Origin of the sequence: Actomonas spartinae (assembly GCF_051209155.1) — a bacterium.
Taxonomy (GTDB): Bacteria; Verrucomicrobiota; Verrucomicrobiia; order Opitutales; family Opitutaceae; genus Actomonas.
Map to the genome: position 1 here is coordinate 1,372,484 of NZ_JBPJGB010000001.1, position 21,357 is coordinate 1,393,840.

Here is a 21,357-nt window from a genome sequence, read left to right on the forward strand (position 1 = left end):
ACTTATCCCTTATGTCCGAGACCTTTTACGTTGTCGCTGAAGCTGACCATAACGCGCTCGTCGAAGCGGCCTATCGCCATCGCGGGTTCAACCCCGAGGAGGCGGCCGCCGGCGCCAAGCTGTGCGCCTCCGCGTCGCGTCACGGCATCCGCACCCACAACGCGCTGAAGGCGCTGCATCTCGACCACCTGTTCGGCACTGGCTCCAAGGGCTGCGTGGCCGATGTCGAGATCGAGGAGAAACCTTCCCGTTTCGCCGCCGCCAAGATTTGGAACGCCAACCGCAAGCTTGGTCAGGCCACCGGTTACGCCGCGCTGGAGGAGGCCATTCGCCTCGCCGACGAATACGGCGTCGGCATGGTTTCGGTCGACAACGCCTTCCACTACCTGTGGGGCGGCGGTTACGTGATGGAAGCCGCCCAGCGTGGTTACGTTGCCTACACCAACTGCACCGCCGCGCTGTCCGAGGTCGTGCCCTTCGGCGGCAAGTTTCCGACGCTCGGCACCAACCCGCACTCCTGGGGCCTGCCCACCACCGACGCAATCGGTTACCCGATCGTGATCGACTGGGCCACCTCCGTCGTCGCCATGGGCCGGGTGCAACAGCTCGCCCGGGAGGGCAAGCAGCTGCCGCCGAACGCGGCCGTCGACGAGAACGGTCAGCTCACCACCGATCCCGCCAAGGTGAAGGCCCTCGTGCCCTTCGGCGCGCACAAGGGTTACGGGCTCGCGCTCATCAACGAACTCATCGGCGCCTACATTGGCGGTTCCCTGCCGACCCTGCGCAACCGCTGGGAAAAGGTCGGCGAGGGCGAGAAAGGCACCTGCTGTTTCTTCTTTCAGGTGTGGCATCCCGACGCGATGGCCGGCGGCGATTTCGCGGCGGGTCGCACCCAGGCGCAGAACGTGAAGGCTGTGCTCGACGACCTGCTTGGTCACGGCAACGAGAGCTGCATGCTGCCGGGCCAACTCGAAGCCGACGCCGCCAAGCGCTGCGCCGCCGCCGGCGGCCTGCTCTTCAGTGCCGCCGAAGTGAACGCGTTCAACGAACTCGCCGCCGAAATCGGAGCGTCCGCCTGGTCACTGGCTTCCCTCAAGTCCGTCGAAGTCTAAACCACAAAACTTCCAACCATATTTTTAACCACGAATGGATACGAATGGCTCCACGACCGTTTCGCCTGAACTTTGGATTAAAACCGAAGCGTTAGCGGAGGTCTTCGTGTCCATTCGTGGTTAAGAAAAATCCCAACCTCTTTCATCATGTCCCTCCAACTCCGTCCTGCTTCCGAATGTCAGTTTGACCAAGTCTCGCTCGGCGAGGTGATGCTTCGCCTCGATCCGGGTGAGGGCCGCATCCGCACGGCGCGCTCCTTCAAGGCCTGGGAGGGCGGCGGCGAATACAACACCTCGCGCGGCCTGCGGAAGTGCTTCGGCTACAAGACCGCCGTGGTCACCGCCTTCGTCGACAACGAGGTCGGCCACCTGGTTGAGGACTTCATCATGCAGGGCGGCGTCGCGACCGATTTCATCCAGTGGCGCGCCGATGACGGCATCGGCCGCAGCGTGCGCAACGGGCTCAACTTCACCGAGCGCGGTTTCGGCATTCGCGGTGCGGTGGGTGTGCCCGATCGCGGCAACACCGCCGCGTCGCAACTGAAGGCGGGGGACATCGATTGGGAGCACATCTTCGGCGAGCTCGGCGCGCGCTGGTTCCACACTGGCGGCATCTACGCGGCCCTCTCCGAGACGACGCCCGAGGTGGTGCTCGAGGCCGTGCAGGTCGCCCAAAAATACGGCACGATCGTGTCCTACGATCTCAACTACCGCCCGTCGCTGTGGAAGAGCATCGGCGGCCAGGCCAAGGCGCAGGAGGTGAACAAGGAGATCGCCAAATACGTCGATGTGATGATCGGCAACGAGGAGGACTTCACCGCCTCGCTCGGCTTCGAGGTCGAGGGCGTCGATGAGAACATCAGCGAGATCGAAACCGATGCCTTCAAACGCATGATCGAGACCGCGGTGAAGGCGTATCCAAACTTTAAAGCCGCTGCCACGACCCTGCGCCGCGTCATCACCGCGACGAAGAACGACTGGAGTGCGATCCTCTGGCACGACGGCGCCTTCTACGAGAGCCGCAAATATCCCGAGCTCGAGATCCTTGACCGCGTGGGCGGCGGCGACTCCTTCGCGTCCGGCGTGCAGTTTGGCTTCCTCGAATTCAACGACGCGCAAAAGGCGGTCGAATACGGCGCCGCCCATGGCGCGCTCGCCTCGACCACGCCGGGCGACACCTCCATGGCCACGCGCAAGGAAGTCGAGAAGCAGATCTCCGGCGGCGGCGCCCGCGTGGTGCGCTGATTTTTTTGACCACGGATGAACACGGATGGACACAGATACATCCAGCTCATCCGTGTTTATCTGTGTTCATCTGTGGTTAACTTTTTCCTGTCATGTTCGCTGAAGAGACCCGTTCCCGTTTGTCCGCTGCCGGTGTTGTGCCGGTGGTGGTGATCCATGATCCGGCCAAGGCCGTGCCGCTCGCCAAGGCGCTGCTTGCCGGTGGCGTCGGGGTGATCGAGCTCACGCTGCGGACCGCCGCGGGACTCGATGCCATCAAGGCCATTGCGACGGAGGTGCCCGACATGCTGGTGGGCGGTGGCACGGTGTTGACTACCGAGCAGGTGCGTGAGGTGAAGGCGGCCGGCGCCGCATTTGCGGTCGCGCCGGGCACGTCGCGCACGACCTTGGCGGCGGCGGCCGAAGTGGGGCTGCCGTTCGCGCCCGGCGTGATGACGCCGACCGACATCGAGACGGCGCTGTCGATGGGCTGCCGCATGCTGAAATTTTTCCCGGCGGAAAGCGCTGGCGGCGTGAAGCACCTCGCTGCCATGGCTGCGCCCTACGCGCATCTCGGCGTGAAGTTCATGCCGACCGGTGGCATCAAGGAAGGCCAGTTGGGTGACTATCTGGCCGTGAAGTCGGTCGCGGCGGTGGGGGGCTCCTGGCTTGCCACCGCGGCGCAAATCGATGCCAGCGACTGGGCCGCGATCACCGCGCAGGCGGCAGCCGCGATGGCCATCGTGCAACAGGCGCGGGGCTGAGCGCTCAGCGGAAGTAGTCGGCCAGATTGACCTGCACGGTCGAGGCGATTGGCTCCCCATCCTGCAAGGCGGGCAGGTAAGTCATTTCGCGGAAGAGGGTCCGGGTGGACTCCGGCAAGATCTGGCCGTCGAGCGGTTTGACGGCCTGGGCGATGCCGCGTTCGTCGATGTCGACGAGGGCGGTGAAGTTGTAGGCGCCGCCATCGTCGGCCGAACGCAGCGCGCCGGGAGCGAGCGACCAGACGGGTTGAGCGGCGGTCGATTCGCCACGGTGTTGGGCGAGGTGGTCGAGCAGCAGGTATTCGCGGGCTTCCCCGGCGGTCAGCGGCATGTGCCGTTCGGACCGGGTGGTGGCGAGCTCCACCCCTTGGTTGAAGATGTGGATGTCGGCCTCGACGTATTCAAATCCCTTGGGGAGGCCGTCGAGGGTCAGCATGACGGAGCGCGGGTTGCGCCCGATGGCGCCGAGCTCGCGCTGGAAGCTGATGTCCTGATAACCCTCGGCTTTGTTACGGATGCGGACCCGGGCCAGCGCGTGCGCGTTGGCGATGGGTTCCGGGGCGGCAATCCTGAAGGTGAGGTTGATCGCGTCGAAGCTGGTGCCCTCGAGTTCCTTTTCGACCGGGTTCATGCGGTCGACGATTTCGGGGGTGTCGTTGAAGCTGCCGAGCGCCGACTGCGTGCGTTGAAATTCGCCCACGGCTTGGGACATCACGGAGGCGCTCGTGTAGTTGGTATTTGGAGACGGGCCGCCGGATCCACGCTCGGCGTTCTCCATGTTGTGGGCCTCGGACATGCCGGCGGAGAGTTGGCGGGCGGCGTTGGTCATCGAGTCGTCGAAATGACCGGAGAAGGCGACTTGGCGCGACATCCACTGGCCGGTGGGATCGGTCCATGGTGAGAAGGCCTCCTGGCCCTTGAGGTCATCGATCTCGATCACGATGGGACTCACCTTGGGGTGCATTTTGAACTGGTAGCCGTTGTCGCGCGAAGTGACGAACTGCTCGCCGGCGTCGTTTTGCAGCACGGTTTGCTGACCTTCGAACCGGCGGACCTCGAGCATCTCCCGGTCGTGGGTCAGGTAGGCTTCGACGCCGACAAAAAGGTGGTGGTCGCGGGGCGCGGAGCTGACGGACTGGATGGTGCGCACGGGTTTCGCGGCGTGGCCGGCGGGGAGGATGGCACCGCAGAGCAGCGCCACAGCAATGCCGAGTGGGGGGAGGCGAGGGGCAGGCGAGTTCACGGGGTAACCTTTGGGGTGGGGGGAAAATGAGCCTCTGCCCCTATCCGTGCAAGTCTCCCGCAGCTTTCGCGCCCGGCGGGCCGTCACCCTACGGCGTCCTATGGCGATTCGATCGGAGGTCGCAGCTTTGCGGCCATGCTGGCCACTGCCTCGGGGGTAACGACGATTTGCCAAGACTCGTTGTCGTTGGCTTGGCGGACCATCAGCTTCACGAATCGCAGGCGATCCGTGCTGCGGGGCCCCGGCGCGGCAGGATCGGGATCCACCTGCAGGATCATGTTGTGGTCGCCCGATTCGAGGGGGAAGTCGCCGGCGAGGGTCACCGGTTTGAGCGGCACGGCGTCGGTGGCCAGCAGGGTGATCAGTGCGGAGGCGTCGGTTTCGGCGGGGCGCAGGTCTGGGGGCAGGCTTTGCCACAGGGCCTCGGCGGCGGCGTGGGCTTCGGGAGTGAACAACAACATTTCGGCGACGCGGGCCAGGTCGCCGCCGGCGCCGGCCCACAGCAGGCTTTCCATCAAGGCGGCCGGGGATTTGTTACCGGCATCGCGCCACTGCTCGGGCGTGAGAAAAGCGTCGGTCAGGGGCGGCGGTGGCTGCGTGGTCGGGTTGGGGGCGGCCTGAGCGGCCGCGCGAAGTTGTTGCTCGCGCTGGACCACCCGGGCGCGGAGCCCGCTCAGCTCCTCGCGCAGCCGCTCGAACGCTCGCGTTTCTGCCGGCACGGTGGCGGTGGAATCGTTGTGGGGCGCTGCCGGCCGGTTGACGGTCGTTGCTTCGGCCGCAGGCTTTTCGTCGAGCGCCGGTTTCACGCCGGGATCGGAGTGGCGCAGGTGTTGAAGGTGCAGGGCGAACCCGCCGGAAATCACCAGCGGCGCGCACCAGGCGGCAAGGCGCAGCTTAAAACCAGTCATGGAGCGGAGGGGGCGGGGAGGGTTCGCGTCGGATGTTGAAGAGGATCGGGACCTCCAGGCGGCTGTTCACCGGCACGTCGCCGATCCGGCCCGGCTCAAATTGCCACGATGAGACCGCGTTGAGGGCGGCCCGGGCGAAGTCCTCGTCGGTCGAGCTGACCGTCGTCAGATCGCGCACCGCGCCCTGGGCATCGATGACCATGGAGATCACCGCCTTACCTTCGGTGCCCTGATTGCGGAGGGCCACCGGGTATTTGGGCGCGTTTTGTTGAATCGGTTTTGGCACGACATCGAGCTCCTGCACTGAGTGAATGCGTCCGCGCAGGGGAGGTTGTTTAAGCTGGGCCACGGCGGCGCGATCAAGTTCTGCGAGACGAGTTTGCAGGGCGGTGATTTCCTGCTCCATGGCGCGGTAATCGGCGTCCGAGGGCCGGTCGACGGTCGGGGCGATTGAGGTGGCCGCGGAGGAGGGCGGCGGCGCCTGCAACGAGTTGGAAGGAAGTTCCGTGGCAGCGCCGACGGCGGTCTCGTGGGAGACCAGCAGGGTGCCGGTGGCGATGACCACGGCGGTGGCGACGAGCGGGGCTTTGAGCATGGCGAGCAAAGAGGTGGAGGTGAGCGTAAGCGTGGAGGTGCCGGCGAGGGCGGCTCCGGTCACCGTGGCGGCGAGTCCGGGCGGGGCGGCGCTCACTGCGTGCGTTCCCAAGGCGGTGCCGAGCGCGGCGGCGGTGGAGCGGATGCCGCGCCGGCCCAGTTGGATGCTCAACTTTTCGAGAGCGCGATCGACCCGCATGCGGGCGGCGTTGGCGGAGAGCTGCAGGCGTTCTCCGATCGCCCCGTAGTCGGCCTGTTCGAAGTAGCGCAAAATGACCGCGTCGCGGTCGCGGTCGGGCAGGGCGTCGAGGGCGGCATCGATCTCCGGGCGGATCCGGCTCCAGTCCACCGGTGGTTCGGAGTTCAGGGCAGGGTCCATGGCGGCGAGGTGTTCACGTTGTTGGCGGCGCTGGCGGGAGCGCACGAGTTTGGCGGCGGTGAAGCGGGTGTGGTGGAACAGCCAACCGCCGGGGGCGGGATGTCGCGCCAGCTCGCCGGCCCGTTGCGCGGCGGTGGTGAGCACCTGTTGCGTGACGTCTTCCGCGAGATGCGGGTCGCCGCCGAGCACGCGCGAGGCGACCGAGTAGACCAGATCGATCCGCCAACGGATCCATTCCCGCAGGGCTTCGGAATCCGATTGGGAGGCGTAGCGTTCCAGCAGTTCGCGATCTCGATTCATTTCACCCAAAGACACCCGCTCGGTGGCGGAAACGCACAAGGTTGGCGAAACTTTCCCGCTTTTTCGCCATAGCTCGAAAAAACCGGGCCAATACCCAACTTAAGGTAGCTCGATGTTAAATCTGCGGTTTGACGATCCCTTTGTCGGTCCGGCAGGATGCGAGTCGCCCCACCCGTATCTGCCGACATGGCCCGCGGTTCAAATGTCCCCCACCCCCTGCTGAACGTCCGCCGCTGCCTTTTCGAGCAGTTCGCGCGCGTTGTCGTGTGCCTCGCTCTGGGGCTGGGGAGTGTGGTCGGCTGGGCGGCGGGGGGGCGCATGGAGGTGGAATTGCCAAGGGGGCAACTTGCTCCGGCGCTGCAGGCGTTTTCCGAGCAAACGGGGGTGGAGATCATTTACCAAGTCGAGGATTTGAGCGGGGTGCGCACGCTCGGCGTGCGCGGCGTGATGACGACGCGGACCGCGCTGGTCAGCCTGCTGACTGGAACGGGATTTGAAGCGGTCGAGGATGCGCAGAGCGGGGCGTTTGTGGTGCGCCGGATCGAGCCGATGGCGGCGCGCGAGCAACCGGTTCGCGCGGCGCGAGCGGTGGCAGAAAAAACGGAGAACAGCGCGGGGAACGGGCGCTTCATTCCGGGCACCGATATTTTCGAATTGTCGCCCTTCGAAGTGCGTGACGCGGCGGACAGCGGCTATCGCGCCTCCAACACGGTTTCGGCCACGCGGGTGGCCATGCCGACGGACAGTCTGCCGATCAGCATCAACTCCTTCACGCGCGATTTCATCGAGGACCAGCATGCCTACGATCTCTACGATATCGTGAAGTGGGCGCCCGGCGTGCATCAGGACAATGTGTCGCCGCAGGGGTGGGTGCGTTACAACATGCGCGGGTTCACCCGGGCGGCAGTGCAGCGCAATGGCTTCGGCGCCTACCGCTTCATCGACACCAGCAACATCGAGCGCGTGGAGGTGGTGAAGGGGCCGGCTTCGCTGCTCTATGGTCAGATCAATCCCGGTGGGGTGATCAACTACATCACCAAGCGGCCGGAGGCGAAAGCCAAGGTCTCGCTCGATGTGAGCGGCGGATCCCATCACTACTCGCGCGCCGTGCTCGATCTGACGGGACCGTTGGGCGGCGAATGGCTCGGCGAACAGAACGTTTATGGCCGGTTGGTGATGATGGCGGAGGAGCTGCCGCGGTTTCGCGAACTGTCGAGCGGTCGCAAGCTCCTGTTTGCCCCGGGCGTAACCTGGCGAATCTCTGATCGCGCGAGTTTGACGGTGGACTTCGAGCACTTCGAGCGGCTCGACGACATGCCGACGAGCGGCGTGATCCTGCGCTACGAAGACCGGGTGGCGTCGGTGCCCTACGGCCCGTTGCCGCGCGATTTCAGTTATGCGGGCGAAGGGGATTATCAGGACTTCATTTCAGACGCGCTGACCGCGGAACTGAATTGGCAACTCAGTGATCAACTCGGAGTGCAGGTCACCTACCTCGATTCGACGTGGGACATGAACTGGCGGGCGTCGGGGCAGGGGGGGACCGGCCTGCTGTATCAATGGGTGATCGACCGCTATTATCCGCCCGAGGCGGGCCTGACTCCGGCCGATGCGATGTATCGGCGCAATCGCTGGGAGCACCAGTGGGGTGGGGAGCGTTCCGGGCAGATCGATGTGGTCAGCGATTTTGAGGTGGGTCCGTTCGACGTGCGCCTGCTGGTTGGCGCCAAGCGCAACTTCAGCACCACCTACCACGCCCAACAGCGCAACAATGCCGGTTTTTCGGGGGGCGAGTTTTACCTGCGCCCGTGGGATCTCCGCAATCCGGCCACCTGGGACCGCTCCGTGCCCTTCGGTATCGAAGAAATGGCGACGGTGGCGGACAACACCGACGCCGGGAATTCCTCCTCCGTTCACGCGGTGCTTTCCGCCTCGCTGAATGGCGGCGCCACACGGGTATTGGGCGGCATCTCGCGGCACAAGGTGCGCAATGAGCCCTCGCTCAATCGCCTGACCGGGGAAATCACCGAACGATCGGAACGCTCGGCCAACGTGCCGCAGATCGGGGTGACCCATCAATTGGTCGAGGGGGTGACCGCCTTCGCCTCCTACAGTGAGTCCTTTCTGGCCAATTCCAGTTTGTTGCAGGTCGACAACGTGCCGACGACCCCGGCCAAGGCCTCGATCGGCGAAGGCTCGGAGGCGGGTTTCAAACTCGACCTGTGGGACGGGCGGTTCAGCGGTTCGTTGTCGGTTTACCGCATTCATGCCAATCCGACCGATGTGGTGCGCGTGACCACGGGCATCGGACCGGATGGCACGACCTTGTTCTCCGACATCCAGGGCGGTTCCCAGCTCAGTCGCGGCGCGGAGATCGATCTGCTGTTTTCACTGCGCGACGACCTCCAGGTGATCTTCACCTCCAGTTGGTGCGACGCGATTTTCAAAGAGCACCCCACCGATCCGGCCTTCAACGGCACGCCCTTGGTCGCAACGCCGGATCGCACGCACAACCTGTGGTTGAAATACGCGCCCGCCGCCGGGCCGTTCAAGAACCTGATTCTTGCCGGCGGGATCAATCACGTCGGAAGCTTCTCACACGTCGCGCTCAATCCGCTCGTGCGCATGCCGGCCTACACCACGGCGGACCTCACGCTGGGCTATCGATTTGACATCGTTGGTCGACCGGTGCGGGCCGAGCTCTCGGTCAAGAATCTGACGGACAAAGCCTACTTTGCCTCGAGCTCCAGCTGGGGTTTTCCGCGCCAGTGGATCCTGTCCGTCAACACGTCGTTCTGACCCCTGACACGCCCTAGCGGTCGGTGCGGAACGGGGAGGCGGGCAGGCCTTCGGCGTTGCCGAGGTTGGCGAAGTCGGGGTTGTCGGCCCAGGCGTAGCGCACAAAGCGTGGGGCGGGGATGTCGGGGTGGGAAACGATCACAGTATCGGTTCCTTCGATACGTGCGTGACCCCAGACAAACTGTTGGTCGGCGCCGGCGATCGCGAAGTGGGCGAGTTTCTCCCCGTTGGTGGACACGAGCCCACTGCCGGCGTGATCGAAGTGCAGGACAATGGTGCCGTCACGGATTTCCTGTTCGCGCAGAATGGGGCCCGATCCCACGAGGTCGCTTTCGTGGTAGACCAGGGTGCGGGCGTTGCGCGCAAGACGATCGCCCACCGCCATCTTGTTGCCGGGGTGGATATCGTTCCATTCGCCGAGGTCGATGTTGATGGCCAGGCCCACCTGCGGGTCGGCCAGGGCGGTGTCGAGTTGGGCCTCGCGCATCAACGCCCAGTTGCTCTGCGCGGGCGGCAGGTAGTCGACGTCCATGTAGTTGGGCAGTTGCGCGATGAAGAAAGGCAGGTCGCCCTGGCCCCAGTGCGCGCGCCAGTCGGCGATGAGGTTGGGCAGAAGCCAGCGGTAGTCGGCCGGGTTGCCGGCGTTGCTCTCGCCCTGATACCAGAGGAACCCGCGCACGGCGAAGTTGGTGTAGGGGGCGATCATGCCGTTGAAGAGCGCGGCGGGCTGGCTTTGCGCGTTGATGCCGGGCACCCAATCGCCGCGGCGCGGAGTGTTGGCCTCGCCGACGCGGTAGTGCCAGTCGCCCTTGAGGTCGATCATGTGACCGTTGGCGCTGAGGTGGTAGGGTTTGTCCGGAATGAAGCCGCCCTTTCCGCCTTGGTTTTCGACGCGGACGACGAGCAGGTTGGTGCCGGCGTGGAGGACGCCGGCCGGAATCGTGTAATTGCGCTGCGGATACTCGTAGGTCGTGCGGCCGACTTGCTGGCCATTGACGTAAAAGGTGTCGGCGTTGCGAATGCGGCCGAGTTTGGCATCGACGTCGACCCCGACCATGGCGGCCGGCACTTCGATCTCGCGACGATACCAGACGACACCATCGAGGTCGCGCACGCCCTGATCCTCCCAGTAGCCGGGGATGTTGATGCGCTTCCAGTTGATCGGCTCGTAGGCGGGGTCGAACCATTTGACGGGACCGGTCAGGCCACGGTCAGCCTCCGGGCGGGGGCCGCTGGCGGCACGGGCGGCTTCGGCGGCGGCATTGCGCGTGGCGACGTAGTCGGCGTCCTGATTGCGTTCAATGGTGGCCGTGATCGCGGGGAACTCGGCGAAGCCCTCGGCACTGGTCCAGGCCTCGATGAGGGTGCCGCCCACACAGGTCATGATGATGCCCTGCGGGACGTCGGTGGTGTCGCGCAGTTGTTTGGCGAAGGCGTAGCCGATGACGGTGAAGTCGAGGAGGTTTTCCGGCGTGGCCTGCTGCCAGGCCAGGTCGGGAATGTCATCAAGCGGGCCCTCAAGCACGGGTTTGGTGGGCACCCGGAACTGGCGGATCAGCGGGTCGGTGGAGCCGGCGATCTCGGCGGCGTAGGGTTCCTGCCAGCGGACGAAGGTGTGCGTCATGTTGGACTGGCCCGAGGCAATCCACACGTCGCCGACCAGGATGTCGCGGAGCACGATGGCGTTGTTCCCCTTGATCTCCATCGTATCGGGGCCGCCGGCCACGAGCGGTTCGAGGGTGACCGTCCACTTGCCGTCGGCGTCGGCGGTCGCGGCGAGTTGTTGTTTGCGGAACGCGACCGAGACCTCCTCGCCGGGATCGGCCCAGCCCCAGACTTTGAGGGCGACATCGCGTTGCAGGATCATGCCGTCGGAGACGATGGCGGGCAGTCGCACCTCGGCGTGCGAGACAGTGCCCAGGGCGAGCGCGGAGAGAAAAAGAAAAACGGAACGGAGGCGCAGAGTCATGGTGCGAGCAGGGGTTTACTGAGAAAGGGAGAGGTAGGATTGATCGGCCGGGACGGCAATGTTTTGACTGGAACCATCCGGCCAACGGATGTGCAGGCGGGCGTCCGCGCTCAGGTCGGTCGGCAGGGAGAAAAACAAGGTCTTGGCCGATTGGCTGGTCCAACCCTCGCCGGCCCGAACTTCGGCGGTTTGCAGGACGCGGTCGCCCTCCTGCAGGCGGACGCGCGCGCCGATGGCATCGGGATTGCCGCCGCGGCCAGTGAGTCGCAACGCGAAGGGACGGCGCGTGGAGGAGGGGGCGGTGCGAAAGGCGATCGCGGTGTCGTCGTTGCGGGTGACGTAGACATCGGGCCGCGCATCGAGGTCAAAGTCGGTGACGGCAACCGCCTTGGCCGCGCCCGGCACAATCCAACCGCTTTCGCGCATGGGCACGACGGTGAAATCACCTTGGCCGTCGCCGCGGAGAAAGGCGCCGAGGCCGTGATCGAAGCGGCCAATGGAGGGGCTGGGCGCATAGCTGTTGTGGGCCAGAAGCAGATCGGCGAAACCATCGCCGTCAAAATCGGTCGCCGCCATCCCTTGGGCTGGCGCGATCTGCGCGGCGCGGGGCAGGGGCGTGAAGTGAAAGCGGCCGTCGGGCTGGCTGAGCAGAATGCCGCTGCGCAGTTCCGTCGCGGTGTAGACCTCGGCTTGGTCGAGGGCTTCGGCGCCAAAGATGTCGGTCATCGACGAGGCGGCGAAGGTATCGTTGGAGCGGAAGCGGCGTCGAATCTGGGGAATCTTGGCCGACAATTCAGCCCGGCTCCAGATCGGCACCGAGCGTCCCTGATCGTAGAAAGCGAGCACGAGTTGCGGGGTGCCGCTGTTGGCGAAGTCGCTCGCGTAGAGTCGCAGCGGTTCGGTGGAGGATGCGTGCAGTTGATTGTTCAGACCGAGATTGCCGAGGGCGTAGTCGAGGCAACCGTCGCGATTGAAATCGGCGGCGGTCACGGCGGTCCACATACCGGCGCCGGTCGAATCGAAACCGAAGGCAGCGGTGGCATCGACGAGGCGGCGGCCGGATTCGTTGCGAAAGCATTTCACGCCGCCCCATTCGAGGGTGACGACCAGGTCGATCCAACCGTCGTCATCGATGTCGCTGGCGAGCGCGCCGGTGACGAGGCCAACTTCGCGCAGGTCGGGAGCGAAGCCATCGGTGGCGTCGGTCATGCGGCCGTCGCGTTGCAGGAGCAGGGCGCTCATGGCCGGTTCGGGATAGTAGCCGGGAAAGAGGCGGCCGCCGAGAAAGAGGTCGAGTCGGCCATCGCGATCGAAGTCGGCCGCGACGGCGGCGCCGACACTGATGGGCAATGAAGGCAGGAAGCCGGGCGGCGCGGGATCGAGGCCGCCGTTGCCGCGGTTGAGCCAGAGGCGCGGTTCGTATTCCGGTTCTTCGGCCGGCAGGGCGGCGCCGCCGGCGGCGAGGAGGACGTCGTTGGCGCCGTCGCCATTGGCATCGAAAATGAGCAAGGGACCGTCGTTGACCGGCGGCGGTTCACCGAGGGTGCCTGTATTCAGAATCTGGAAACGTTCGCCGGTGCGCCAGAGCAGGCGGACGCCGTCGCGCACGGTGCCGCCGAGCATCATTTCGTCCACCCCATCGCCACTGAGGTCGCCGATGGCGAGGGCGGGACCGCGGCGGTTAAAGCGGAAGGGCAGCAGCGGCTGGTCGACCGTGCCTTCGAGGCGTTCCTCTCGTTGGATGACGCCTAGACCGAGGTCGGTGGTGACGTCCATGAAGAGAGGGTCTGTAGCCCGGGTGGCTGACCCCTGACCGGCCTCACCGAGGCCGGCTACAGCGGAGGCAGGCTCGGTGATCGTGTAGCGGTGGTTGGTCGGGAGGTTTGCGAGGACTTGTTCCTGGCCGCTCGGCCAGAGAATGCGCAGGCGTTTGATGGTGTCGTCGTCGCCAAAACCGAAGTGGACGATGGGTTCGCTGGTGGAGAGGTAGCCGCGGGCGGAAACGAGTTGGCGCACCTGGGTGCCGGAGGCGGTGGTGGCTTCGACGCGCGCACCGAGCCCGTAGTGGTTGGAGGCGGTGCCGCGCAGTTCAAAGATGGCGGTGTGGCCGGCGGTGCTGTCGTTGCGCAGCACGGAGGGCGCCTCCTGGTAGTTGGTGAACACGATGTCGAGGTCACCGTCGCCATCGAGATCGGCCAGGGCGGAGCCGAAGCTGACGCCGAGTTTGTTGAGGCCCCAGGCGGCGCCAACCTCCTCGAAGTGGTAGTCGCCGCGGTTGGCGTAGGCCAAATTGGGCTGGCGCAGAACGGGACTGTCCTTGGTGAGCCGGATGCGGCTCATGAGGTTCACGTTGGCGAGTTTGCGCTCGAGGAAGTCGAGGTTGTTCTGCTCGCGGTCCATGCCGTTGGTGACGAAGAGGTCGATCCGCCCGTCGTTATCGAGGTCCTCGAAGCGCGGTGACCAGGTCCAGTCGGTCCCGGCGAGGCCCACGAGGTGGGCGACCTCGGGGCTCTGGCCGAACCCGGTGCCGAGGTAGAGCACGTTGGTGAGGCGCTGCACGGCGTCGTCGCGGTTCTCGTTGCGATCGTCCTCAAGTTTGGCGCGGGTGTCGGTGAGGCCGCGTTGGGAAAACTCGTAGGTGGTGCCGGCCATGTCGGCGACGAAGAGGTCGAGGTGGCCATCGTTGTCGATGTCGCCGAAGTCGGCCCCCATGGCGGAGAAGGGGGTGTGGGGCAGCGCGCGGTGGATGGCGTTGCGGAAGGTGCCGTCACCATGATTTCGATACAGGAAATCGCGGGGAGCGAAGTCGTTGGCGACGTAGAGGTCGGGCCAGCCGTCTTCGTTCTGATCCCACCAGGTGGCCGAATGCCCCTGGGTGAGCTCCCGACTGAGGCCGGCGGCGACGCTGACGTCGGTGAAGGTGCCGTCGCCGTTGTTGCGAAAGAGGTAGTCGGGCCGGCCGTTGATGCCGGTGGTGGCGTCGAGGATGTTGGTCTGCAGGTAGAGATCGATCCAGCCGTCGCGGTCGTAGTCGGCGAAGTTGGCCATGCTGGAAGCGTCGACCACGTCGAGCCCGCGGGCGGCGGCTTCTTCGGTGAAGGTGCCGTCACCGCGATTGATGAAGAGGCGGTTGGGCAGGTTGAAGCGGCAGAGGTAGAGATCGAGGTCGCCGTCGTTGTCGACATCGGCGAAGGCGGCGCCCTGTTTCCACTCGCCGCTGTCGTCGCCGACGCCGGCGGTTGCGGTGATATCCTCGAAGCGCCAGTCACCGAGGTTGCGGAAGAGGCGGGGGGATTCGATCTTGCTGACGACGTAGATGTCGGGCCGGCCGTCGCTGTCGACGTCACCGATCGCCACCCCGGTGCCGATGGCACCGACGGCGTATTCGGTGTGGCGTTCGCGCCACATGCGCGGGTCGTCGTAAGCGTTGGTGGTGATGATGCCGGTGCGCGCGGGCGGGAGCTCGGTGAAGAGGGTGTCGCCGGCGGGTTGGGAGCGGGGGGCGAAGGCGGTGGCGACGGGCTCCTGGGCTGGTCCGGTCGCAGCGTGCAACATGCCGCAGATCAAGCCTATCCGTAGCGCGGTTTTGTGCCGGGAGGGGTTCTTCAGGCTCGCGTGGCGGGTGACTGAAAAGGTAGTCGTGGGGGGCGCCATGATTCGAAACGGGCTCGACTGAACCGGCGTCGTTTGACCGGGTCAAGGGTCGCTCGGCTCAGGTCGTTCCGCTCGTTGTATTACCCCGCGCTTTTGTCCCATGTCTGTTCCTGCTTCCTCGCCGGTTTCGCCCCTGCAAAAACTGACTCCACACCTTTGGTGGATGGGGTTGCTGGTGGTGTTGGGCACGCAGCTTTTGGCCACGAGTTGGCGGGTCGATCGGGTGGAGGCCGTGAGCGCGCGTTCGACATGGTCGGTGGATGCGCCGGCGCGCGACGCCACTTCGCTCACGGGTTATGCGGGCGGGCAACGTCGCCTGATTGTGCCGGGTCATCACAACCCCAGTTTTTGGTGGATCACGGAAGCCCAGATCGCAGCGGCCGAGGGGCGGTGGCGGTTGCGGCATGTCGACTACGATGCTTCGCCGGAGGGGCGGAAGATGTTGCGCACCTCGCCCTATCGCTGGTGGCTGATCGGGGTGGGTTGGGGACGCCGCGTGATCACGGGCGAGCCCTTGGGGCTTGCGATCGAAAACGGGGCCTTGTGGGCGGACCCCTTGTTGTTGGGACTGGTGCTGATTGGTGGAACCTGGTTTTGCGCGCGGTGCATGGGGTCGACGTCGGGACTGATGTTGGCGGTGGGCGGCGGTGCCTTGTTTCCGCTGGCGGCGGGTTTTCAACCGGGGGCGCCGGACTCCCATGCCTTGGCGTGGGTGTTGGCGCTGGGGAGCGTGTTGCCCTTGCTCGTCGGCGGTGGGCGGTGGGCTTATGTTTGGGCCGGCGCGCTGGGGGGCGTCGGGTTCTGGAATTCGGCGGAGACGCAGACGCCGCTGCTGGCGTTGATCGGTCTGGGGGCGCTGGGGATGGTGTGGCTCAGTGAGCGGGAGGCGCCCGCAGGAGCGTGGCGCTGCTGGGCCGGGGTCGGGGCCATCGTGATCTTGGCGGCGAGCGTGTTTGAGTTTGGCTGGAGCGACCTGTGGGCGGCGACGCGGCCGGTGAGTCCGCTGCAGGCCGTGGGGTGGTGGGGTTTGGGCGAGCTGCTGACAATGGTCACCCGTTATCGGCAGGCGGGGCGGGGCGCGGTATCGAAGGCCCAGCTCGGTCTGCTGGTGGTGGGCGGCGTGGCGATTCTGATCTGGGTGGCGATGGCGCTGGGTCGGGACGGTGGCGGCATGCTGGCAACGGATTTTTATGCGCGGGAGCTGGCGAATCACCCCCGGGCGGAGAGCGCCGGTGCGAAGATGGCGATCGTGTTGTCGGCGCTCGCGCTGGGCGTGGCCGGGGTGATGGCCTGGGGGCGAAAAGGTGGGTCGGCGACGCGACCGGCGATCTTGTTGGTGGCAGTGGCGGCCGTGGGCGTTGCGGTGCTGGGCCTGATGCAACCGCGGTGGTGGAACCTCTTTCAGGTCTTGGTGTTGGCGGGGCTGGCGGTGGGCTTTGCCGGATCGAAGTTGAGGGTGGGTTTGGTGGCGGCGGTGCTGGTGCTGTTGATGCCGGGAATGGTGGTCGGCTGGCCGGCGGCCGTGAAAGGTGGGCAGGTCGCGGACCTTACTCCACTGGAGGCGCAGGCTTTGGTGGAGCGGGACTTCGCCTACTGGCTGAAGCGACGGGAAGGCGCGCAGCCGGCGGTCGTATTCGCCACGCCGATACCGGCGGGGGCGATGGCCTACTACGGAGGCATCGGCACGATCACGTCGGCGGATGGCGACAACGAAGAGGGTCTGCTGACGGCGGTGCGGCTGGCGGCGGCCAACACGGAGCAGGAGATCCGGGTGTTGTTGGACTCGCGTCGGATCACGCATGTGGTGCTGCCGCAGTGGGACCCGGCGTTGCCGCAGTTGGTGCGGCGCGGCTACGGGGTGCCGGCAAATGAGCCGCTGCCGCGCGACGCCTTTGTGGCGGCGTTGATGGGGTGGGACGTGCCCCTCTGGATGCGGCCAATGGATTATGTGACACCCAATGAAGAGGTGTTTGCGGGATTTACGCTGACGGCGTTTGCGGTGCAGGCCGAACAGGAACCGGACCTGGCGTTGAGCCGACTGGCCGACTTCTTTGTGCAACGTGGACAGCTCACCGAGGCGCAGGGAGTGCGGACGGCGCTGGAGGCGTATCCGCGCAGTCCGGTCGCGTTGATCGCGATGGCGCAGGTCGACGCCTCGGTGCGCGATCTGCCGCGGCTGAACGACACCCTGGGGCGGCTGGTGCCGATGTTATCGCGGCGCGCGGCCCGGGATCTGCCGGCCGATCGCCGGGTGAGTTTGGCGGCCCTGTTGGCGCGGGTGAACCGACCGGAGTTGGCCCGGACGCAGATCGAAGCGACCTTCCGCGAGCTGGATGAAGCGATGCTGAAAACGTGGACGCCGGGCACCGTGATCGACCTGCTCGGTGTGAGTCGGGCGGTCGGCGTCGCCTGGCCTGCGGCGGAACTGCGCGACGTAGCGATAAAGCTGATACCGCCGCAAGTGCGCGCGCAGATGTAGGACGCGGGGCGGACGGGAGTCCGGCGTGCGATCACCCATGGACCGCATGGCCCTGGGAGAGTTTGTAACGTATTACGTTACAAGTCGGGCTGTCCATGGATGGCTTGGCAGGATGAAACACGCGGGCGGAGACGTCCGCGGGCACTTTTTTGGGTCGCATCCGGGGGCAAAAAGAAACGCCGCCCCGGGGTGGGGCGGCGTCCTTTTTTAAAAACCAACCAATAGGTTTTTAACTGACGACCTTAGAACGAGAAGGTGTTCGTGAGGAACCACTCCTGGTTTGGCGCGATACGGACGCCGGCCCAGGTGGAGTTGTCAGGTTGGACCGAGATCGGAATGAGCTCCTTGCTGGCAAATGCGTTGCGCACGTTCAGCTGAACCTTCCAGTCGATCTTCTCGGTGAGCTTGCGGGAGTAGCTCGCCCAGAGGTCGATGGAGGACTCGGCGGGACCCATGATCGGGTTGTCGAGGTCGAAGCCGTAGTTGGCGGCGTCGATGGCGACCAGCGGGTAACCGATGCCCACCTTGTCCTGCCAGCGGTAGGAACCACCGACGGAGACGTCCTTGAGGAGGCCCTCGCGGAAGGTGTAGTTGGTCACGACATTGAAGCGCCACTTGCGGAGCTCGGGAACGGCGGTGCCTTCCTGGAGCTTGAGGCGAACGTATTCGGCGCGCCACGGGGAGTAGATGGACGGACCGATGGCGCCGCCGATGCCGCCCCAGCGCGGCAGGTTGCCGGCCGGCGTGTAGCCGTTGGGGGAGTTCGGATCGAGGAGCATGGAGTCCATGTAGTTCACCCACTCGGTGATGGTTTCACCGCCGACGTTGTTGCGGTAGGCCTGGGTCTTCGAGGCGTTGAACGCGATGCGCCAGTTGGGCGTCGGGTTCGCGGTGAGCTCGAATTCATAACCCTTGGTGAGGGTGTCCGCGGTGACGGAGAAGCCGGGAGGAGCGGAGGCACCGTAGTTGGTGACCTTGCTGGTGTCCGGCGGGAGGTAGGCGTCCGGGTTGGCCTCGTATTGGGAACGGGTGGTCAACACGGAGAGCGGCACGGGATCGAAGTTCCAGGCTTGGAAGAAGCCCTTGGCGTCCATCCAGGCTTGGATCTCGTTCCAGGCGCTGATCATGGCGTCCTCGAGCGCGGCCTCTTCGGCGGAGAATTCCTCCACGTGGTAGGGCAGGCTCGCGTCACCATCGATGGGGAACGCGTTGGAAGCATGGTTGCGATAGCTGTATTGCTCGCGGGTGCTCCAGTCGTAGGCGCCGAGGTCGTAGAGGAACACGTTGCGCCAGTTCAGGCCGTTGGCGATGGTGCCACCGATGCCACCGGAACCGAGGTCGCTGTTGTCCAGTTTGACTTCGGACTCATACTTCACCGCGCGGAAGCTGAAGCGACCGTCCTTGGTGGAGAGGAGGACACCGTAGTCCTTGGTGGTGCCGCTTGGGTTGTCGATCGGGTTGCCGTAAATGTCGTTACGGATGTTCCCGACCTCGAAGTTGCTCGACTTGTTGTAAGTGAAGCTGACGTTGAGCGGGAGCGGATCGCGATCGCCGAAGAGCTGATTGACGTGCAACACGACGCCGCCGCTCATGGACTCGTCCTCGAGGATACGATTCGGAGCATAGGTGGCGGGCAACGAGTAGTTGGCGGGCGAGAGATCGTAGACCCCACGGTAGCCGGAGCGACCGGCGGTGACGTCGCGGCTCTTCACCTCGTCGGAACGCCAGCCGAGGGTGGTCACGATAGCGTTGTTCCAGAGGAAGCCCTGCCAGGAGATGGCGGTGGACTCGGTTTCGCGCTGCGAGATGCGGGCGCCGGTGACGAGACGCGGGTCGGCGCCTTGGTCGTAGCTCCAGAGGCCGATCGGCTCGTAGCGCCAGCCCACGTAGTTGGCCGGGTTGGACGCCTGGGTCCAGCCGTCCTCGGGTTCGTCACCGAACATCGCGGACAGGTTGGCGGGGACGGCCCAATCGTTGCCGTAGATGGCGCCGGCGGTCCAGGTGGAGTCGAAGACGTTGACCGCGCCGCTGTGGAGATCGACGTTGCCGGAGATGCCCGGGATGTGGGCGGCCGAGGCGTCGTTGACGCCCAGGAGGGAGTCGCCGAGGTAGATCATGCCGACGGGCACGCGATCGTTGAAGGGCTGCGACGAGCCGTCGCCGCCGTTCCAGAAGGCGCCCCAGGCCTGGTCATTGGCCTTGCGGTTCCAGCTGCGGGTTTCCGCCACGAAGTCTTCCGAGCTATACACCGCGTTGAAGCGATGTTTGCCGAGGAGCTTGGTGAGGAAGCTGTCGCGATCCATAACGTCATCGAAACGGAATTCGCCGAAAGCGGAGGCGCGGTAGTATTCGCGATCGTGGTCGCGGATGGAACCGTTGCCGCCGGCACCGGAGGTGACAAAGGCGCGGCCGACGTTGGGGTTGGCCGAGAGGTCATCCCAGGATTCCATCAGGTCGATGGCGATGCGCGGCGAGGAGCCGAGCAGGGCCTCGCGGGAGGCGACGTATTCCTGCTTGTCGTAGCTGAGCTGGATACCGATGCGGTCGTTCAGCGCGGTCTGCGAGAAGTCGAGGTTGTAAGCGTCCCACTCTTCGGATTCCCACTTGGTGTTGCCGTCGATGAGGGTGTTGTAGAAGTCGAAGATACCGGCGTCCGTCATGTTCTGGACGCGGTATTGACCGTAGTTGGCGAGCGGCAGATTCAACGAGTTGGCGACGCCGTTGAGCGAACCGATGTCGACGAAGGGAGCCGGGTAGTTGCGACCGATGAGACCATCGGAGCGACCGCGGATCGAACCATCGCTGTTGCGGGCGCCGTTGTTGATCGGGCCGGCGCGGGTGTCCAAGACCGTGCCCGAGGCACCGTCGATGAGCCAGAACGGTTGCTGGGCGTTGAGGCCGCCGCTGCCGAACCAGGGGTTGTAGCTGGCGCCACCGGCGTTGAGGTAGTCGGACCAGGCGGTGTAGGGATCCGGCACGGTGGCCTTGTTCAAGCCGCCGAAGGGATTGGCACCGCTGACCGCGACCGGACGGAACCACGGGGACACGGAGTCCTGCGGGGTGACGATGCGGGGGCGGTTGGCGTCGATGTTACCGTTCTCATACTTGAACTTGAAGCTCGTGTGAGCGGAGTCGCCGAAGAGCTTCGGATCGAAACGAACGGCAACGTAGGCGCGCTCGTCGTCTTCGAAGGCGGGCTTCTGCTGGAACTTTTCGTTGTCCCACAGACCGGCCACACGAATGGCGAGGACGTCCTCAATGATCTCCTTGTTCACGTTGAAGCTCGCGCGGATGCTGGCGTAGGAGCCGACGCGGAAGTCGACGCGGCCTTCATCGCGGAAGCTGGCACCGGCCAGAGAGGCGTTGATGATACCGGCGGGCTTGCCCAATCCGAAGAGGATGGAGTTGGGGCCGCGCTGGATGTCGACGCGATCGACGTTGTAGGAATCCCAGGGGATGTCCGACACGAAGTAGTCGCGGGTGTTTTCCGCCGCACTCAGACCGCGGACGCGGTTGGCGGAGGTCGGATTGAGCAAACGGCCGGACTCGTCGAGCGAGGCGCCGTTGCCGAGACCAGCGTAGGTGCCCTGCATGCCGGACACTTCGGTGTTGGTCGTGTATTGGAGGAGGGTGGTGTTGTCCGTGGCTCCGATGTCCTGCATGAACTCCTTGGTGACCACCGAGATGGCGGCACCAACGTCGCGGAGATCGGTGCGGATGCGGGTTCCAGCGAGGGTTTCAGTGGCCAGGTAACCGTTTTCCTCGGACGCGGTGACCTCAAAGGGAGAGAGGACAATCGTGTCGTCGGTATCGATCTCGTCACCTGAACCAGGCGCAGTGGTTTGCGCCGTCAGCGAGCAGGCACCGGCCAGAGCCAGGACTGCCATGATGGTGTTGGGTTTCGTATGCTTCATACCAGTTTGTTGGTAAAA

At 65.2% G+C, this 21,357-nt stretch carries 11 protein-coding genes; 5 read left to right on the forward strand and 6 right to left on the reverse strand.

Annotated features, from left to right (window positions below; all coding sequences use genetic code 11):
* Positions 1-11 precede the first annotated feature (11 nt).
* From AC0MRV_RS05590 to eda, 3 genes are all read left to right on the forward strand, one after another.
* A complete protein-coding gene (locus AC0MRV_RS05590) occupies positions 12-1,112 on the forward strand; it encodes an Ldh family oxidoreductase (protein ID WP_472763451.1) in 1,101 nt (366 codons plus the stop codon).
* Between the two features lie 147 nt (positions 1,113-1,259).
* Complete coding sequence (locus AC0MRV_RS05595; RefSeq protein WP_472763452.1) at positions 1,260-2,357, forward strand: PfkB family carbohydrate kinase; 1,098 nt, start codon at positions 1,260-1,262, stop codon at positions 2,355-2,357.
* Positions 2,358-2,449: 92 nt separating this feature from the next.
* Positions 2,450-3,100, forward strand: coding sequence for a bifunctional 4-hydroxy-2-oxoglutarate aldolase/2-dehydro-3-deoxy-phosphogluconate aldolase (gene eda, locus AC0MRV_RS05600; RefSeq protein ID WP_472763453.1), 651 nt, complete (start codon positions 2,450-2,452; stop codon positions 3,098-3,100).
* 4 nt (positions 3,101-3,104) lie between these two features.
* Here the strand turns inward: eda and AC0MRV_RS05605 are convergent, their stop codons facing one another.
* From AC0MRV_RS05605 to AC0MRV_RS05615, 3 genes are all read right to left on the reverse strand, one after another.
* On the reverse strand, positions 3,105-4,343 hold the full coding sequence (locus tag AC0MRV_RS05605; protein ID WP_472763454.1) for a hypothetical protein: 1,239 nt from the start codon (positions 4,341-4,343) through the stop codon (positions 3,105-3,107).
* Positions 4,344-4,441: 98 nt separating this feature from the next.
* Positions 4,442-5,251, reverse strand: coding sequence for a hypothetical protein (locus tag AC0MRV_RS05610; RefSeq protein WP_472763455.1), 810 nt, complete (start codon positions 5,249-5,251; stop codon positions 4,442-4,444).
* Positions 5,238-6,524, reverse strand: coding sequence for a TonB family protein (locus AC0MRV_RS05615; RefSeq protein ID WP_472763456.1), 1,287 nt, complete (start codon positions 6,522-6,524; stop codon positions 5,238-5,240). Before AC0MRV_RS05615 ends, AC0MRV_RS05610 begins: the two co-directional genes overlap by 14 nt.
* 186 nt (positions 6,525-6,710) lie before the next feature.
* Between AC0MRV_RS05615 and AC0MRV_RS05620 the strand changes: the two genes are divergently transcribed.
* Positions 6,711-9,323 carry a TonB-dependent siderophore receptor gene (locus AC0MRV_RS05620; RefSeq protein ID WP_472763457.1) on the forward strand — a complete coding sequence of 871 codons (2,613 nt, stop codon included), beginning with the start codon at positions 6,711-6,713 and terminating at the stop codon, positions 9,321-9,323.
* Between the two features lie 13 nt (positions 9,324-9,336).
* On the opposite strand, the gene AC0MRV_RS05625 is transcribed toward AC0MRV_RS05620, so the two are convergent.
* Both AC0MRV_RS05625 and AC0MRV_RS05630 read right to left on the reverse strand, forming a co-directional pair.
* Positions 9,337-11,292, reverse strand: a complete 1,956-nt coding sequence (locus AC0MRV_RS05625) for a sialate O-acetylesterase (RefSeq protein ID WP_472763458.1) — start codon at positions 11,290-11,292, stop codon at positions 9,337-9,339.
* A gap of 15 nt (positions 11,293-11,307) precedes the next feature.
* Positions 11,308-14,847 (reverse strand): CRTAC1 family protein, encoded by a 3,540-nt coding sequence (locus tag AC0MRV_RS05630; RefSeq protein WP_472763459.1) that lies wholly within the window; start codon positions 14,845-14,847, stop codon positions 11,308-11,310.
* A 199-nt stretch (positions 14,848-15,046) separates the two neighbouring features.
* Between AC0MRV_RS05630 and AC0MRV_RS05635 the strand changes: the two genes are divergently transcribed.
* A complete protein-coding gene (locus tag AC0MRV_RS05635) occupies positions 15,047-17,425 on the forward strand; it encodes a hypothetical protein (protein ID WP_472763460.1) in 2,379 nt (792 codons plus the stop codon).
* Between the two features lie 242 nt (positions 17,426-17,667).
* Here AC0MRV_RS05635 and AC0MRV_RS05640 read toward each other — a convergent pair whose 3' ends face one another.
* Positions 17,668-21,312, reverse strand: a complete 3,645-nt coding sequence (locus AC0MRV_RS05640) for a TonB-dependent receptor plug domain-containing protein (RefSeq protein WP_472763461.1) — start codon at positions 21,310-21,312, stop codon at positions 17,668-17,670.
* Positions 21,313-21,357: the final 45 nt, after the last annotated feature.